The organism is Microbulbifer guangxiensis (assembly GCF_021729075.1).
Classification (GTDB): Bacteria; Pseudomonadota; Gammaproteobacteria; order Pseudomonadales; family Cellvibrionaceae; genus Microbulbifer; species Microbulbifer guangxiensis.
The window spans coordinates 588747-605819 of sequence record NZ_JAJSAQ010000003.1 but is presented as its reverse complement, the minus strand read 5'-3'; the positions used below and the strand labels follow the sequence as shown (position 1 = coordinate 605819).

At 57.6% G+C, this 17073-nt stretch carries 15 protein-coding genes; 4 read left to right on the top strand and 11 right to left on the bottom strand.

From position 1 onward, the window contains the following. Positions 1–178 precede the first annotated feature (178 nt). The 3 genes from LVD12_RS09595 to LVD12_RS09585 all read right to left on the bottom strand — a co-directional run bounded on the left by LVD12_RS09595 (position 179) and on the right by LVD12_RS09585 (position 1666). Positions 179–652 carry a hypothetical protein gene (locus tag LVD12_RS09595; protein WP_237067477.1) on the bottom strand — a complete coding sequence of 158 codons (474 nt, stop codon included), beginning with the start codon at positions 650–652 and terminating at the stop codon, positions 179–181. Between the two features lie 169 nt (positions 653–821). Further along, positions 822–1148: a hypothetical protein gene (locus LVD12_RS09590; RefSeq protein ID WP_237067476.1), complete on the bottom strand. Its 327-nt coding sequence runs from the start codon at positions 1146–1148 to the stop codon at positions 822–824. Positions 1149–1249: 101 nt separating this feature from the next. Further along, the gene (locus LVD12_RS09585; protein WP_237067475.1) at positions 1250–1666 is read right to left on the bottom strand and encodes a hypothetical protein; all 417 of its coding nucleotides are present in this window, start codon (positions 1664–1666) and stop codon (positions 1250–1252) included. Between the two features lie 798 nt (positions 1667–2464). Here LVD12_RS09585 and LVD12_RS09580 point away from each other — a divergent pair. Beyond that, positions 2465–3505, top strand: coding sequence for an integron integrase (locus tag LVD12_RS09580; RefSeq protein WP_237067474.1), 1041 nt, complete (start codon positions 2465–2467; stop codon positions 3503–3505). Between the two features lie 114 nt (positions 3506–3619). On the opposite strand, the gene LVD12_RS09575 is transcribed toward LVD12_RS09580, so the two are convergent. The 4 genes from LVD12_RS09575 to LVD12_RS09560 form a co-directional block, all read right to left on the bottom strand. Next, positions 3620–4045 carry an acyl-CoA thioesterase gene (locus tag LVD12_RS09575; protein ID WP_237067473.1) on the bottom strand — a complete coding sequence of 142 codons (426 nt, stop codon included), beginning with the start codon at positions 4043–4045 and terminating at the stop codon, positions 3620–3622. Continuing rightward, the gene (locus LVD12_RS09570; RefSeq protein WP_237067472.1) at positions 4045–4932 is read right to left on the bottom strand and encodes a dienelactone hydrolase family protein; all 888 of its coding nucleotides are present in this window, start codon (positions 4930–4932) and stop codon (positions 4045–4047) included. The genes LVD12_RS09575 and LVD12_RS09570 overlap by 1 nt, the downstream gene beginning before the upstream one ends. A gap of 2 nt (positions 4933–4934) precedes the next feature. After that, a complete protein-coding gene (locus LVD12_RS09565; RefSeq protein WP_237067471.1) occupies positions 4935–6500 on the bottom strand; it encodes a BCCT family transporter in 1566 nt (521 codons plus the stop codon). 69 nt (positions 6501–6569) lie between these two features. Next, positions 6570–8678, bottom strand: coding sequence for a TonB-dependent receptor (locus LVD12_RS09560; RefSeq protein ID WP_237067470.1), 2109 nt, complete (start codon positions 8676–8678; stop codon positions 6570–6572). Between the two features lie 228 nt (positions 8679–8906). Here LVD12_RS09560 and LVD12_RS09555 point away from each other — a divergent pair, with 228 nt between their 5' ends. From LVD12_RS09555 to LVD12_RS09545, 3 genes are all read left to right on the top strand, one after another. Further along, positions 8907–9923 carry a GlxA family transcriptional regulator gene (locus LVD12_RS09555; protein WP_237067469.1) on the top strand — a complete coding sequence of 339 codons (1017 nt, stop codon included), beginning with the start codon at positions 8907–8909 and terminating at the stop codon, positions 9921–9923. A gap of 116 nt (positions 9924–10039) precedes the next feature. Then, positions 10040–10930 carry a beta-keto acid cleavage family enzyme gene (locus LVD12_RS09550; RefSeq protein WP_237067468.1) on the top strand — a complete coding sequence of 297 codons (891 nt, stop codon included), beginning with the start codon at positions 10040–10042 and terminating at the stop codon, positions 10928–10930. Positions 10931–10939: 9 nt separating this feature from the next. Continuing rightward, on the top strand, positions 10940–11917 hold the full coding sequence (locus LVD12_RS09545) for an L-carnitine dehydrogenase (protein WP_237067467.1): 978 nt from the start codon (positions 10940–10942) through the stop codon (positions 11915–11917). Positions 11918–12027: 110 nt separating this feature from the next. On the opposite strand, the gene LVD12_RS09540 is transcribed toward LVD12_RS09545, so the two are convergent. From LVD12_RS09540 to LVD12_RS09525, 4 genes are all read right to left on the bottom strand, one after another. Continuing rightward, positions 12028–13698, bottom strand: a complete 1671-nt coding sequence (locus LVD12_RS09540; protein ID WP_237067466.1) for a protein kinase domain-containing protein — start codon at positions 13696–13698, stop codon at positions 12028–12030. 510 nt (positions 13699–14208) lie between these two features. Further along, positions 14209–15849: a chaperonin GroEL gene (gene groL, locus LVD12_RS09535; RefSeq protein ID WP_237067465.1), complete on the bottom strand. Its 1641-nt coding sequence runs from the start codon at positions 15847–15849 to the stop codon at positions 14209–14211. Between the two features lie 47 nt (positions 15850–15896). Beyond that, positions 15897–16190, bottom strand: a complete 294-nt coding sequence (locus tag LVD12_RS09530; protein ID WP_069948806.1) for a co-chaperone GroES — start codon at positions 16188–16190, stop codon at positions 15897–15899. Positions 16191–16429: 239 nt separating this feature from the next. Continuing rightward, positions 16430–16936 (bottom strand): FxsA family protein, encoded by a 507-nt coding sequence (locus LVD12_RS09525; RefSeq protein ID WP_237067464.1) that lies wholly within the window; start codon positions 16934–16936, stop codon positions 16430–16432. Positions 16937–17073: the final 137 nt, after the last annotated feature.

Sequence of the window (17073 nt, the reverse complement as noted above, 5' to 3'; positions counted from 1 at the left end):
CCTGCAACGATCAGAGAAAGCCTTTTCCAGAACCTTTTATCTCTCACCATTCCTCTCCTTGGAAAATGCATAACGCCGCAATCAGCCGCTGCTTACTTTGTGTGCATTTTGCACGCAAATGGGAGCACAGCGACCGTGCAAAAAGTGCACAGAGTAAGACGTCGTCTGCATTGCTTTGTTAGCGAGGCTTGGGCCTGCCCGGGTCCTCGATATTGACATAACTAGCTTGGCTTTCAATTCCATCCAATGAAATAGCTACAACCTTTACTTTTAGCTGTATAGGTTCTTGGAAATAAGAAGCCCCATCCAACCAGACGAACATCAGCTCTCTAGAGCCTGGAACTGGTGCAATGTACTTTTCAGGGAAGATCTGATCATCTGCTACGCCACTTTCAATTGTGAATTGGTAGCCTGTATTCAGCCTAAAATTATCAATCGTTAGAACAAGAGTTCCCGCATCGGCACACATACCCGGATCACCTTTTTCCCCTCTTTGGATTTTCTTTACAGTTATCTTGGGCGACTCAGGTTTAGGACCTTTCCTATAAATTGATGGAGCTATTAAGAAATCTTGGTAACCCGGTGCAAATGAACATGCATGCCCGTAGCTAGCAAGAAGAAAGGTCAATGTAATACCGATAGTTAACTTCATGCTTCTTATTCGCTAACGCCCGCAACAGGGGCGACCAATGCTATGCACGTTTTGTGCGAATCTGGGAGCGCAGCGACCCGCACAAAACGTGCATGGCGTTGGGCGTCCCGCGGAGACCCGAAGGGGCGTAGCATTCTGCTTGCGTTTGTTAGCTCGGGCCACTGCGCTTTCACATACTGTTTAAAGTTTCAAGAAAGCTTCCATATAGGCCTAAAGAAAACATTCTCCCTCCCGTGCCATGGAAGCCAAGCCCGAACATATTCACATCAACATCATAAAAAACTGTATAGCCGGACTGATCATCCGGAATCTCTTCCAGTACGGTCCAAAACTCCCACTGCAAATCAGCTCCATTTGAGTCATGGTAAACCTGAACCCTGGGAGTGACTAGATGCTGATCAATATTGTCCGTTTCAATACCATGCCAATTATCTATAGCACCGCCTTTTAGTTCTTTGGAAATCAACTCTTGGATATGGGACTTTATTTTGTTCATGTTTCTTGAGTGAGCTAACGCCCGGTTTAGGGGCGGCTGGAGCGTAGCGTAAGCCGTCCCAGCCGCGTATTTCGCGGCGATTACAACCGCTTGTTATGTACTTACTCTGCGGAGGGTAGTTTCCCCACGTATAGCAAATAGTCTACCGGGCAGGTTCCCTTACGGTATTCCACGGTTATCTCTACATTTTTTACTGAATCTTTGCTGATTGCAAAACTAGTGGATGCCTCAGATTTCCAAATGTGTAGCGCTATTGGAAAGCTATATTTCTTTGCCGATCCGGTGCCAATTTCTGCAAAAACTTGAACCAAGCTGTAATCGTTGACCTTTGTCTGGATAAGTCCATCGATCACGAAAGAACGGCTTCCAAGGCTTGTGTCGCCAACCTCAAAAAACCAACGCGCAACGTCTTCATTCAATTCCTCTCTCTTAATCTCAGAGTCGAATGGACAAGATGTAGATTCTGAGACCGCTACTTGAGCCAAAAGCATTAGAAAAGCACCAGTGAAATACTTCATCTTATTGGTTCATATCCAGTACATAACGCCCCGCTAAGGGGCCGCAGTTGTGTTGATTTGTTTGTGCTAGCGTAGCGTTAAAGCACAAACCAAGCAACGCAGCGGAGGTCCCAGCCAGCTTGCTGGCATTTTTGAGCGGCTTGTTATGTTTTACCATTGCACCGGGTCTATATAGTTTATAACCAACGTATAAATTGAAAACAAATATAAAAAACCAATAAATATACGCCGTACAACTATATGTGATTTTCTAGTATTTTCCCCAGCTTCTGTCTCTTTAAATTTAAAAGCTAGGTATATCGATCTAAGAACACCGCCTGCACAACCAATTATCGTACCTGAAATTACAAAAAACATGCCTCCTCGGCCACCTATTATTAGAGCTACTACAAGACCGACTATGACTCCAATATATGGCCACAAAATGAGACTGCTAAATATTTTTTCTAATTTACTCAATGTACGAGCTCACAATTAAACATAACAGTTTATTCAAAAGACCCTGCTTTATAACACTAGATCTCATTAACTCAGCCCCAACACCTCAAGATCACGTGAAAAACCCTGATTAATCAATGAGTTATCCGCTTTTTAAATATATTTGTCCAGAGTTAACAAGCTGCCTGTCTTGGTAATTCTTGTTATACGAGCACTTGATAGTATGGAACCGCCCTTTAAAGTCAATAAGTTACGGCCTTCTCGATGAAGTTGGCGACGAGTTCTGCTTAATTCGATGGTCATTCATCCATGCCCGGCAATATACTGTACATAAATACAGTTTCTCAGGAGGGGATTATCATGGATGACATTCGCCATCGGCTACCGGATAAGCCCGAAAGGTTTATGGACCTGTTGCGGCATCATATGCGGCAGAGTGGGTTAGCTTATCGCACCGAGCAGACATATACCCACTGGATCAAACGCTTCATCCACTTTCACAAGTTACAGCACCCAAAGACATTGGGGGCCCGGGAGATTGAGAAATATCTGAATTACCTGGCTGACCAGCGTGACTGTTCAGTGAATACGCAAAAACTCGTGCTCAACGCACTGATGTATCTGTTCCAGAAATTTCTCGGGATCGAGATCGAAGGGCTTGAATTCACGCCCGCAAGGCAATTTCGCCGCCTACCGGTCGTCTATTCCCGTAGTGAGATTACGGCCATATTGGACAAACTTCATGGGGTGTACCGCCTTCAGGTGCTCTTACTTTATGGGTCTGGATTGCGCAGTGCAGAGTTACTGGCGTTACGGGTCAAGGATATCGACTTTGGCAGCCGTAACATCGTGGTCCGCTCGGGCAAGGGAAACAGGGATAGGACGACAATGCTGCCCGAGGGGTTGGAGCCTGAACTCCGCCAGCAAATCCGGCAGGTCAGCTTACTGCATGAGCAAGATCTCCTGGCGGGCTTTGGAGAAGTGTATCTCCCCGACGCACTGAGCAGAAAACACCCAGCCGCGGCCCGCGAGCTGGGGTGGCAATTTCTTTTTCCCTCCAGTCAGATCGGGCGCGATCCTCGCTCCGGGGTGCGCCGGCGCCATCATATGCACCCCACAACATTGACCCGTCAGGTTCGTCGGGCTGTGCGGGCGGCAGGGGTGCACAAGCCCGCTCGCACCCACGCCTTTCGACACAGCTTCGCCACCCACTTACTGGAGGCCGGTTACGATCTCCGCACTATCCAGGAGCTGCTTGGGCACTCGGATATTTCCACAACGGAAATTTACACCCATGTGGTGAACCGCGGTAGCAAGGGCGTACTGAGCCCGGCAGACAGGCTTACACAGCTTGACCCCGGGATCCGGTCACCGGCGCCACATTACCAGCGCACAGGCTAAATTGCGTCTTACGCCGCCCCCAGAGCCAGGTCAATTGAGCCTTTGAGGCATAGGAGAACGGATACAAAAAAGCCCCGCATGTGCGAGGCTTCGATCACAAGAATGTTGCTAGCGTCAGGCCGCATCCTCGGCAATATAGCCGGCGACCTTTTCCCGCATCACAGCGGGAATTGGAGTCGCCGACCTTTTCTTCAGATCAAACAATACGGAGGTCGCCTTGTTCACTGCCGCCACTTCATTAGTTTCAGTCAGTATCAGTGTCTGGCGATAGGTGATCGAGCTGTTACCAACCCGTAAAACTTCACACTCGACATGGACCAGAGCGCCTTCCGGCACTTCGGCCTTGTAATCGATTTCATGGCGGACGTCGGCCCAGCCGAGCCGGCGCTCGCCATCGACCATGGCGTTGTGGCCCAACACCAGCATGAAGTGCTGCATGGCGTCATCAAACATGCCCACATAGTTGCGGGTGTTCATATGGCCCATCTCGTCGCACAACCAGGTGTGGGCGACAGCGGAAAAGGTTCGTACTGCGGCCATCACCTGCCCCCCTTGATGACTGCCAGCATGGTCTGCCAGGCATCCTCGGTGGCCACCGGATCGTATTTGGAGCCGGCTTCGATATTGGCCTGGTTGGGCTTGGCGTGATCGAAGGTGTGGGTAGCGCCTTCGTACAGTTTCAGCCTGAGCTCACCGGCCTGCTGCGAATGGTTCGGCAGGTACGCCTGGCAGACTTCCTCTTCAATGTAGCGGTCATCTTCGGCCAGAAAAGCCACCGCTTCCACATCCACGGTCCAGGGCTGCATGCAGGTGCCGTAGAACATAAACGCACCCTGTACATGTCGCTCAAAACCGACTTCCGGCCATTCGGCCAGGCCGATGGGGGCAGACTGGCTGGAGGCCTGCGCCAGTGCTGCCCAGATGGTAACGGCACCGTGTGAGAAGCCTGCCAGGTAGAGCTGCTCGGCGTCGACCCGGGGATCAGCCTTGACGTCCTCGATGGTGGCGAGAATATCCGCAGAGCGCTGCCAGGGCGTCATTGCCTGCATATTACAGGCCTGCTGCCAGTCAATTCCGCGGCCTTCATAACTATCCACAGCAATGACACCGATGCCCTCGGCGTTGAAGCGCTTCGCCCAGTCCTGCTCATGGCTGGCGGTGGGGCCGCTGCAACCGTGGAAGAACAGCACGGTGGGCACCGGCTTGTCGGACTCCGGAAAGTACGCCTGATCAAAGGGACGCAGTTGCTGGCTGATGGCTTCCATGGATGTTGGCTTGACCGTGGCCTTGGCATGGGCGATTGCCTTGGCGACAAAGCTCTCTAGGGAACCCTCTTCAACCACATCCTCCAGCTCTTCACGGCTTTTGTCGCTGGCAAATGCCTGGGAGCCGAGCAGCATACTCAGGAGCAAAAAGACTCTAATCATTTTCAAGATTCCTCATTGGTAGCCTGTAACACCAGTGAACTCTTCCGCACCTGGTGTCCGAAATCGTTAGTGAGTATCCGCAGCAATGCGCGGAATAGCAGGAACAGGACGATCGTCAGTGGCAGCGCCAGAATGATGGTCAGGGACTTGACCGTATCGAGGCCGTTGGCAAACAACAGGCCGATTGCAATTGCCGCCAGCGCAAAGGCCCAGGCCAGGCGATTGGCCTTGGCCGGCTCATCGTCACCGGACAGGTTGCGCGTACTGATACTCGCCAGCACGTACGCGGATGAATCCAGTGTGGTGGCCAGGAACACAAAACTGAGCAGGGTGAAGGCCGCCAGTAACAGCTGGCTGAACGGCAATGTCTCGATGATGGCCACCACTGTTGCCGGTATGCCCTTCTCTCCGAGCAGGCGTGAGACCTCCAGTACACCGGAGATTTCCAGCTCCAGTGCGTAGGCCCCACAGATGCTCAGGAAAGAAATACAGCCCAGGCTGCCCCAGAGCAGAATACCCAACACCATCTGACGGATGGTGCGACCGCGGGAGATACGGCCAAAGAACAGCCCCATCAACGGCGCGTAGGCGATCCACCAGGCCCAGTAGAACAGTGTCCAGGCGTCGGGGAACCCGCCCTGCCGCACTGGATCCAGCCAGAAGCTGATACGGGTAAAGTTATCCAGCATCAAGCCGAGACTATTGGCGGACAGGGTCAGGATGAACACCGTGGGGCCCGCCAGCAAGACTACCAGCACTATCAGCACGGCCAGGTAAATATTGATATCGCTGAGGATACGGATACCTGCCTTGAGGCCCTTGTAAGCGCTGGCACCGAAAATGAGCGTCCACAGCCCGATCACCCCCAGCTGGGTCATCAGGGACTCCTCGATGCCCAACAGTGAGGTGGTCAGCGCGGAGACCAGCGGCACCCCGAGCCCCAGTGAGGTACCCGCACCACCGATCAGGCCGAGGATGATCAGGGTATCGATGAGCTTACCCGCCCAACCTTCGGCGTGGCGACCGATCAACGGCCTGCAGACTTCAGAGATACGCAGGAAAGGGCGACGCCTCACATAGAGCATGTACGCAACCGCCACCGAGGGCACCGCGTAGAGCGCCCAGGGCACAAAACTCCAGTGGAACAGCGAATACATATGCCCCCACTCTGCGGCGCGGGCCGAATGAGGCTCGATGTGCAGCGGCGGTGTGGACAGGTAGTAGATGGGCTCGACAAAGGACCAGCTCACCAGGCCGATGCCGATGCCGGCGGAAAACATCATCGCCGCCCAGCTCAGCTCCGAGTACTCCGGTGGCTCGTCCGTGCGGGAGAGTTTGACCTGCCCGAAGCGGCCAAACGCCAACCACAGGGCAAACACGAAAGTACCGAAGCCGAAAATGACGAACAGCCAACCGAACTGGCTGGTGACGAACGACATCATCTGGCTCGCCCAGAGTTCCGCCTGTTGTGGCAGCAGCACCAGGATGCTGGCAACCAGAATCGCAATACCGAACGCCGGCAGAAACACCGGCAGGTCAAGCCGCGGCCCCGACTGTGATGGATTCATTTGCATGCTCTCACAGGAAGTAAAAGCCGGCACTCACCAGGCGGTGAGCGCCGGCAGGAAGGCCGGGGATCAGAAGAATTCCCGTGTGACGCTAACGCCCCAGGTCAGGGGTTCACCCGGGATGTAGAAGGCCATGCCGGACTGCTCGAAGGAGTGCGCACGGTACTCTTCGTCGGTCAGGTTCTTGCCCCACAGGGAGACTTCCAGACCGTCGTAGTTGTCCCAGGTGGCATTGACGTTGACCAGGGTGCGGGCATCGTCACCGGCCGCCGCAGTGTTCTCTACGCTGTAGAACACCTCATCCTGGTACATGGCGTTGGCATTGAAAATGATTGCGGATCCACTATCCAGCAGCCACTCGTAGTTGATGTTGCCGGATACGGTCTGCTCCGGTGTACGCGCGAGGCTGTTGCCGACAATTTCCGGGCGGGCATCGAAGCGGACGTACTCGGAGTCCGTGTAGCCATAATTCAGGCCGACACGCAGGCCTTCGGTCAGGTAGGCGGTCGCTTCCAGTTCCATGCCCTTGATTTCGGCATCGCCGGTAGTGGTTTTCACCTGGCCGGTTTCCAGGTCGACGGTAAAGCTCTGCAGGTCGGTGTAATCGAGGTAGAACACGGCACCGTTCAGGCGCACGCGCTGATCCAGCAGGCTGGATTTGAAACCGAACTCGTAGTTGGTGGCGTTTTCCGGGTTGAACGCCACGGTGGCGCCCTGCTCGGTTGCCGCGATGCCGTTGAAGCCGCCAGCCTTGTAACCCTCGGAGACGGTTACGTAAACGATATCGGCATTCTCGGTGGTGTAGGTCACCGTGGCCTTGGGCGTAAATTTGCTCCAGCTCTTGTCCGCTGTCACCGCGTAGTCCTCTGCCAGGAAACCGAACAGGTCCGGCGCGCCTGTGGCGGTGCTGGCAAAGTCTTTCTTGTCATACGTGTAACGGCCACCCAGGGTCGCGCTCCACGCCGGGGTGAAGAGGTAAGTCGCTTCACCGAAAGCGGCGTAACTGGTGGTTTCGTTGCTGGCATCCCACACCGGGCGGGAAGCCAGACCCAGGTCACCGAGGCCGAGGGTTTCATACACGAGGGTGGAATCGAAACTCTCGACACGGTCCACCTCTTCCTGGAAGAAGTAGACACCGGCAGTCCAGTCCAGCTTGTCCGTAGAGGACTGCAGGCGCAATTCCTGCGTGAACTGGCTGGATTCCTCCATAGCGTCGTTGGTCAGTGCCGCATTGGCCGGGGCGAGGTAGCGGCCCAGCAGGTCATCGGCAAAAGCGTATTCCTGTGCGCGGTAGGCAGTGATGGAAACCAGGTCCATCTCACCGATCGCGTGGGTCAGCTTGGCGGAAACACCGTGCATATCGCGATCAGCGTAACCATCCAGGAACAGGTCCACCTGGTCGGCATCGCTCTCGGTCGGGTGCGCCGTTCCGAAGATCTCCTGGTAGCCATCGATGGCGCGGGCACCGGAACCGATCAGCTCGTCCTGCGCATAGTCAGCGCTCAGCAGCAGGTCGGTGTTGTCACCGAGGGTGATATCCAGCTTGCCGCGCGCAGAGAGGTTGTCCTGGTTGGCCAGCTCGTTGCCGGTGGCCACGTTCTCGATCCAGCCGTCGCGCTGGCGGTGGGAAACGGCGATCCGGCCATTGACGTTGTCGGCCAGCGGCCCGCTGACCATGCCGCGCAACTCTGCCAGGTTGTAGTTGCCGTAGGTCAGTTTTGTTTTGGCCTCAAAAGAATCCGTCGGACTGTTGGTGATGACGTTGATGGCACCACCGGCGACGTTGCGGCCGTACAGGGAGCCCTGCGGGCCACGCAGTACCTCGACCCGCTGCACATCGAACATGTCGGCTCGGTAACCGCCGGCGCGACCGGCATAAACCTCATCGATGAACACGCCGACGGAGGCGTCGTCACCCACGGAGCTGGAATTGGTGCCCACGCCGCGAATATAGGGCTGCGGTGTCACCGGATTGTAGGAGGAGAGGGAGAAGCCCGGTGTCATCGCCGAGACGTCTTCCACATTCAGCATGTTGCCGCGCTCCATCGCCTCGCCACTGAAGGCGGAGACGGCGATCGGCACGCTCTGCAGGTTCTGCGACTTGCGCTGGGCAGTCACAGTGACCTCTTCCAGCGCCAGATTAGTAGCACCTTGTTCTGTTTTGGCATCTTGGGCCATTACACTGTGGCTCAGCACAATGGCCAAAGAGGTCGAAATTGCTTTAGCGAGGGGCTTTGCTTCACTGAGGGGGTTGGCGGGCTTACTTGCTGTTTGCATCGAACTTCCAGTACTTCTTTTGGTTAAAAATGACTCCGAAAAACCTTAGAGGTCTAAAGAGGTGCGTATGCTACTGGCTGCTCCGACATATACTTTATGAAATACGACGCATAGTTTAACCAGCCCGACATGACCAATAATTCACCAGCAGGGAGCACGCCAGACACCCCCCAGCCACCCCGATTCGGGCAGAGCGAAGTGGTCCATATCGGGTTTCTTCTGGTCCCGCAGTTTTCATTCTTCGCCCTCGCCTGCTGCTCCGAGCCGCTGCGGGTCGCCAACCGGGCGGCAGACAAGCAGCTTTTCGAGTTCATTTTTCTCTCCGAAGATGGGTCGCCGGTGCGGGCCTCCAACGACATCCCCTTTACGGTTTCGCACAGCCTGGCGGAGTGCCCCAGTGAGTACCAGACCATCATCGTGGTGTCCGGCTTTGATCCGCTGGAAAACTGCGGGGACAGCCTGTTCCATGAACTGCGGCGACTGTCGGCCACCGGTATCAACCTGGGCTGCGTGGATACCGGGGCCCACATCCTCGCCAAGGCCGGGTTGCTGCACGGGCAGAAAGCCATCGTGCACTGGGAGTCCAGCAGCGGGTTTCAGGAAAGCTTCCCCACCATCCAGGTAGTACCCGAGCGATTCATGATCGAGGAAGGGCATATCGCTGCGGCAGGGGGGCTCAGCAGCCTCGACATGATGATCAACATCATCCGGGCCAGCCACGGACATCAACTCGCCAACGCGGTGGCCGAGCAGTTCACCTACAACTTTGTACAGAGCGCAGACGATGCGCAGCGGATGAGCCTGCGCGGCCGCCTGATGACCACCAACAAACGGTTGATCAAGGCTGCCGAGATCATGGAAAAGCATCTGGCGAGCCCGCTCACCATTCAGCAGATCGCCGAAAAGATAAAAACCTCCACGCGGGAGCTGGAGCGCCTGTTCAAGCGGGAAGTTGGCACGCCGCCCAAACGCTATTACCGCCGTCTGCGCCTGGAGCGCGCCCGCCAACTGCTGCGCCAGACCGATATGACGGTGCTAGACATCGCTATTTCCTGTGGTTTTCAGTCCGCTGCGTATTTCAGTTCGGCCTACCGGGAAGACTTTGGTATCAGCCCCAGCCGGGATCGCGGCCGGCAACCTTCCTGACCACTCCCACGCCACTCCTGTCGGATAAGCGAAAGTTCCCTGCGGCTTTGCGGGAGCCATTTTGTCAGTGATCGCTAGCATTGGCGCCAGCTGAACAGAACCTGGAGCTGATACCAATGAACCAGAACGTCATTATTACCTGCGCCCTGACCGGCGCCGGTGCCACCACCGAAAAAAGCCCGCACGTACCGGTAACCCCGAAGCAGATCGCGGAAGATGCCATTGCCGCAGCCAAGGCCGGAGCAGCCATTGCTCACATTCACGTGCGCGACCCGGAGACGGGTGCGCCCAGCCGCGACACCGAGCTGTACCGCGAAGTGGTAGAGCGTATTCGCGAGTCCGATACGGATGTCGTCATCAACCTGACCGCCGGTATGGGCGGCGATCTGCTGCTGGGCCCGGATGAGAACCCGATGGACTTTGCCAAAGGCACCGACGTGGTCGGCGGCCTGGAGCGGCTCAAGCATATCGAAGCGCTGCGCCCGGAGATCTGCACCCTGGACTGCGGTTCCCTCAACTTCGGCAACGACAACCTGGTCTACATCTCCTCCCCGGAAATGCTGCGTATCGGTGCCAAGCGCGTGCAGGAGCTGGGCGTGAAACCCGAGCTGGAGATCTTCGACACCGGCAACCTGTGGTTCGCCAACCAGATGCTGGCGGAAGGCCTGCTGGACGAGCCGCCCCTGTTCCAGCTCTGCATGGGCATCCCCTGGGGTGCGCCGCCCGAGCTCGGCACCCTGAAGGCGATGGTGGACAACCTGCCGGCCGGTGCCCAGTGGGCGGGCTTCGGCATCGGTCGCCACCAGTTCCCCATGGCCACCCAGGTCATGCTGATGGGCGGCAACATGCGCGTCGGCCTGGAAGACAATCTCTACCTGAAGAAGGGTCAGCTGGCCACCAATGCACAGCTGGTAGAGAAAGCCGCGAGCATTGTGGAAATGCTGGGCGGTTCCGTTGCCTCACCGGCAGAAGCCCGCGAACGTCTGAAACTGAAAAAACAGGGTTAAGGGGGAGATATGTCTCACGCAGCCGTTATCGGCACCGGCGTCATCGGTGCGGGATGGGTGGCTAGGTTGCTGGCCAACGGACACGAAGTTAGCGCCTGGGATCCGGGCGCGGACGCCGAGCGCAAGTTGCGCGAAAGCGTCGATATCGCCTGGCCGTCACTGGAAAAAGTCGGGCTGGCCCAGGGTGCTTCCAGGGAAAAGCTGCGTTTTGCCAGCTCCCTGGCCGAGGCCTGTGAAGGGGCGTATTTCATTCAGGAGAACGCCCCGGAGCGGGAAGCCATGAAAGTGGAGCTGCTGGCAGAGATCAGCCGCGCCGCACCGGTAGATGCGCTGATCGGCTCTTCCACCTCCGGCTTCAAGCCCTCGGTACTGCAGCAGAAGATGGTCGCCCCGGAGCGCTTTGTGGTCAGCCATCCGTTCAACCCGGTGTACCTGTTGCCGCTGGTGGAAGTAGTCGGCGGCGAGCAGACGTCTACTGAAACCGTCGAGCGGGCCATGGCCTTCTTCAAGGACATCGGTATGCACCCGCTGCACGTGCGCAATGAAATCGACGGCCACCTGTCCGATCGCCTGCTGGAAGCGGTGTGGCGGGAAATCCTGCACCTGGTGAACGATGGTGTTGCCACCACCGGTGAACTGGATCAGGCCATTACCTACGGCCCCGGCCTGCGCTGGGCGTTTATGGGCACCAACCTGACTTACCACCTGGCCGGGGGTGAGACCGGTATGCGCCATATGCTGGAACAATTCGGTCCGGCACTGAAACTGCCGTGGACCAAACTGGAAGCACCGGAGCTGAACGATCAGTTGATCGACCGGATGGTCGAAGGCACTCAGGAACAAGCTGGCGACCAGTCCATCCGCGAGCTGGAAACCCTGCGGGATAACTGCCTGGTACGCATCATGGAAGCGCTGAGCGAGTTTGAAGTTGGCGCCGGCAAGGTGCTGGCTGAGCACCGCGCCCGGCATCAGCTGTCATCCAGCTGATCGTCATTCCTTCGATGGACACGGTACCCCGGCCACTGACGTGACCGGGGTACCGTCAGTCCCATCCTGGATCCCCTTCCCGCCTGCGGCTTGCCCTTTTTCCTCTCCCTTCAATCCCCGTCAATCTTGTCACGCAGCTTGTCCAGCGCACTGCGGATATAGGTCCTGACCGTCGGTGGTTTTTCTCTTACCCGGGTTACCCGGCGTGGCGGTGGCTGCCGCTGCTGGGCCAGGAGTTGCTCTCGTCTCTTGTTGATTTCGTCCCTGAGTGAAAGCAGCAGGGCGTTGTTCGGGGCGATACTCAACCCACCGTCAACATAATCGGTAGCCTGGCTGTAGTTGCTCTCGCTCATCTCGTCACGTGCCAGGCGGATGTATTCCTGGATCACTTGCCGGATGCCGGTGCGGGCGCGACTGTTCTCTGGGTGGATGGCCAGTGCCTGGCGATAATAGTGAAGTGCATTGCTTCCCTCCGGGCGCTGCAGGCGACGCTGCTCGAGGGCCTGGTCGGCCTGTGCAAGGTAGGCTTCCACCTGCTTCTGTTCCGCCGTTTTCACTCCCCAGATGGCTTTCAGGTTGGTGTGATCCAGCTGTAACACCTGGCCATAGAGATCGTGGGCATTGTCATTTTCTGGTGCCATAAAGCGGCCGGCGTGCATGCTCTGCTCCGCTCTCTGTAGCAGGCGCTCTATTTCGCGTTCGGTTTCACTCGGAGAGAAAGTTGCAAAATAGATGATGGCCATCATCACGGTACAGGCGATGGCAGCGAGGCTTTGCCTTCCCCTGCGTGGAATGGGGGGCACTCCGCGCAAGGACCGGCCTACCCGCTCCCTGAACCGCAGCAGGCCAGCCCTGGTTGGTAACAGCGCCGGTAGGCGCGCAGCCAAGCGGGCGGGGAGCGCAAAAGCGGGCCAGCGCAATTGGCCAAAGAATCTCGCAACAGGCTGAAGGGCAGAACCTGGCGCTGCCGTAGCATCGGCCATCGTCAGGGCCCGGTCGATCTCTATGATCAGGTCGCCGATAGATTGATAGCGCTCCCCGGGATCTTTGGCCAGCATTTTCTCCAGCAGAGGCGAAAGATGTCTGATTTTCGACGGTAGCTCCGGCAGCGGCAGCTGAATATGGTTGAGGGCCGTGTTGGTGTGACTGTCCCCTTTGAATGGGTTGTAACCGAGCAGGAGCTCCAGCAGTACCACACCCAGACTGTATATGTCGGTCGTCAGGTCGATGGGGAAGCACTGCGCCTGTTCCGGGCTGCTGTATGAAGGGCTGCCAAGGCTGAACCCGGCCAGAGTCAGGTCGGACGGGTTTTCTATTTCCTTGGCAATGCCGAAATCGGTCAGCACCGCCGTGCCGTCCCTGCGGAACAGGATATTGGTCGGCTTCACATCCCGGTGAATGATGCCGCTGTCGTGTACTACCTGCAGGGCCAGCGCCACCTGCCGGATCACTTGCAGAGCGCTATGGACCGAACTGAGCCTTGCCGCGTTCTCTGCCAGGTCGCCTCCAGCGACAAACTCCATTGCGATATAACTGTCCCCACCCTCCAGCGCCGCAATGTCGTAAATGGTAATGATGTGGGGGCTGTTGAGGCTGGCGATATAACGCGCCTCGTTAATGAAGCGCTCACCAATGCCCGGTTCGTTGCCATGTCGCAAGACCTTGATGGCTACTTTGCGATTGAGGGATTCCTGTGTGGCAAGGTACACCGATGCCATACCGCCATGGCCGATGGCAGTGTGAATGCGGTATCCGGGTATCTGAATGTCGGGAGAATCCATGTACGCCTGACTTGCCCGCTGACGGTATCAGGTGCAGAGGCAAAAACCCCTGGGCGCCCGATCTGTGCCAGCAGAGCGTTTGCATCAATACGCCGGGAATTATTGTCGCTGGCCCGGCAATGAAAATCATGGCAATTACTGCATCGGCCGGGAATCCGGTTGCAAGGTGCTCGAGACTCCCTCGCAAAACCCAATCCGACCCAGTTACTGTAGATAGACGAACGGGCACTACTTTACAAACGCTGTTGTTCGAATTGAGACCAAGGGCGCGCCGATCAGTCCATGACCATGGCCCAGGGGCATCTGCGCCATTTTTCCTGAAGCCAATATGGCGCATTCGACGAAGTTCAGCGCTTGCCTGACCGGGACGGCCAATGCCGGCTCGAGCACAGAGTCGTTCAACCCGGGGAAACTGCTGCGGGAGGATGGGGATGGGGGATGGGGGGATCGAGAGCAAAACAAAAAAAGCCCCGCGAGTGCGGGGCTTTCGGAGTAGGCAGGAAGGCCGGCTTACATCATGCCGCCCATGCCGCCCATGCCACCCATGCCGCCCATGTCCGGAGCAGCCGGCTTGTCTTCCGGCAGCTCGGCAACCATGGCTTCGGTGGTGATCATCAGACCGGCGATGGAGGCAGCCGCCTGCAGGGCAGAGCGGGTGACCTTGGCCGGGTCGAGGATACCCATTTCCAGCATGTCGCCGTACTCACCGGTCGCAGCGTTGTAGCCGTAGTTACCGGAACCCTGCTTGACCTTGTCCACTACCACAGAGGATTCGTCACCCGCGTTGGCAACGATCTGGCGCAGCGGCATTTCCATGGCGCGCATTGCAGCAGCGATACCGTGGTTCTGGTCTTCGTTGTCACCGGTCACGGTGATGGCCTGAACGGCGCGAACCAGAGCGGTACCACCACCCGGTACCACGCCCTCTTCCACTGCAGCGCGGGTCGCGTGCAGGGCGTCTTCAACGCGGGCCTTCTTCTCTTTCATTTCGACTTCGGTGGCAGCGCCAACCTTGATCACGGCAACACCGCCAGCCAGCTTGGCTACGCGCTCCTGCAGCTTCTCTTTGTCGTAGTCAGAGGAAGACTCTTCGATCTGGGCGCGGATCTGCTTCACGCGGGCTTCGATGTCTTTCACATCGCCAGCGCCGTCCACGATCACGGTGTTTTCCTTGGACAGGGTCACGCGCTTGGCAGTACCCAGGTGCTCCAGGGTAGTGCTTTCCAGCTCCATGCCCACTTCTTCGGAGATCACAGTACCACCGGTCAGGATGGCGATATCCTGCAGCATGGCCTTGCGACGGTCGCCGAAGCCCGGTGCCTTGACGGCAGCAACCTTGACGATACCGCGCATGCTGTTCACAACCAGGGTGGCCAGCGCTTCGCCTTCAACATCTTCAGCGATGATCAGCAGCGGCTTGGAAGCCTTGGCTACCTGCTCCAGCAGCGGCAGCAGGTCTCGGATGTTGGAGATCTTCTTGTCGACCAGCAGGATGAACGGGTTGTCCAGCTCAGCGGTCATGTTCTCCTGGTTGGTCACGAAGTACGGGGACAGGTAGCCGCGGTCGAACTGCATACCTTCTACCACGTCCAGCTCGTTCTGCAGGGACTGACCTTCCTCGACGGTGATCACGCCTTCCTTGCCAACTTTCTCCATCGCCTCGGCGATGATGGTGCCGACGCTCTCGTCGCTGTTGGCAGAGATGGTGCCTACCTGGGCGATGGACTTGCTGTCTTCGCACGGAGTCGCCAGGGTGGCGATGTGATCAACAGCTGCCGCTACGGCCTTGTCGATGCCGCGCTTCAGGTCCATCGGGTTGAAGCCAGCCGCTACGGACTTCAGGCCTTCAGTGACGATGGCCTGGGCCAGTACGGTCGCGGTGGTGGTGCCGTCACCAGCGGTGTCGGAGGCCTTGGAAGCCACTTCCTTCACCATCTGTGCACCCATGTTCTCGAACTTGTCTTTCAGTTCGATTTCCTTGGCTACGGAAACACCGTCTTTGGTCACGGTCGGGGCGCCGAAGGACTTGTCCAGAACCACGTTGCGGCCTTTCGGGCCCAGGGTGGTCTTAACGGCGTCAGCCAGGATGTTTACACCGGCCAGCATCTTCTGGCGGGCGTCGTCACCGAATTTAACGTCTTTTGCTGCCATGGTTTCTTTTCCTCAATTCTGTGTGTGCGTTTGGGTGAGCGCCGGGCTTAGCCTTCCAGCACGCCGTAGATGTCGCTCTCGCTCATGATGATCAGCTCTTCGCCGTCCACCTTCAGGGTGTTGCTGTCGGCATAGCGGCCGAACACCACGGTGTCGCCTACTTTCACGGCCAGTGCGCGCACGTCGCCGTTGTCCAGCAGCTTGCCTTCGCCCACGGCGACCACTTCACCCTGGTTGGGCTTTTCTTTGGCAGCGCCCGGCAGCACGATGCCGCCAGCGGTCTTCTCTTCTTCTTCCTTACGGCGTACTACGACGCGGTCGTGTAAAGGACGAATTTTCATGGATAGGCTCTCCATTGAGTCGTTTCTTAAGGTTTTCCAGATGGAGGACCCTTGGCCCGGAGGCCGCCGGTCTCATCGCCCTGCCCTGCTGCCAGGGCCGGGGCAAAATTCTGCGTGCACCCTATCTATGGGCGGGGGAAGGGATTTCAACAGCAAAAAGTAAAAAAACTGCGCAGGGGGTGGGGATTTAGGGCCGCCGGGGGTTGGCGGCCCGAAAAGCGTTTGTTTTTTAGCCAGAATCAGTGGTCGTCAGGCCGGTCACGATCCCGTGAGTCGCGCACCCGGTTCCGGTCCTCATGGGAATACTCCCCCTCGATAATGTCGCTATCGCTTTCGCGACCCGGACCCCGGCGCGGACCGTACTGGCCGCCGGGAGGATAGCCGGGCCCACGCACGACGACCACATGGCGCAGCAGGCGGCCCAGTACCAGCTGGCGCAGCCCGGGGATCAGGCAGGCGAAGCCCAGTGCATCAGTGAAGAACCCCGGGGTCAACAGCAGCGCGCCGCCCACGGCCAGGAAGATGCCCTCTGCCATTTCCCGGGCGGGCAGTTCGCCCACCTGCATCTTCTGCTGGGCCCGCAGAATGGTCGACAGCCCCTGCCGCCGCAGTAGTGCCAGCCCCACCACAGCAGTCAGCAACACCAGGCCGATAGTCGGCAGGGCGCCGATCTCGCGGCCCACAGTGATCAGCAGCCACATCTCCAGAATGGGCACGACAATGAACAGCAACAGCAGTGTGGGCATGAAGGGGGTCCCAGTTGTTGGTTTTGGTGAAAGTCGGTATTTTGGGCAATGCTGTACTAAATGAAGTGACCTGGCAAACGGACTTCGGCCGGTGGCAGGCCTCCAGGGCCCACTCACCGAGTGCTCAAGGGAGGCTT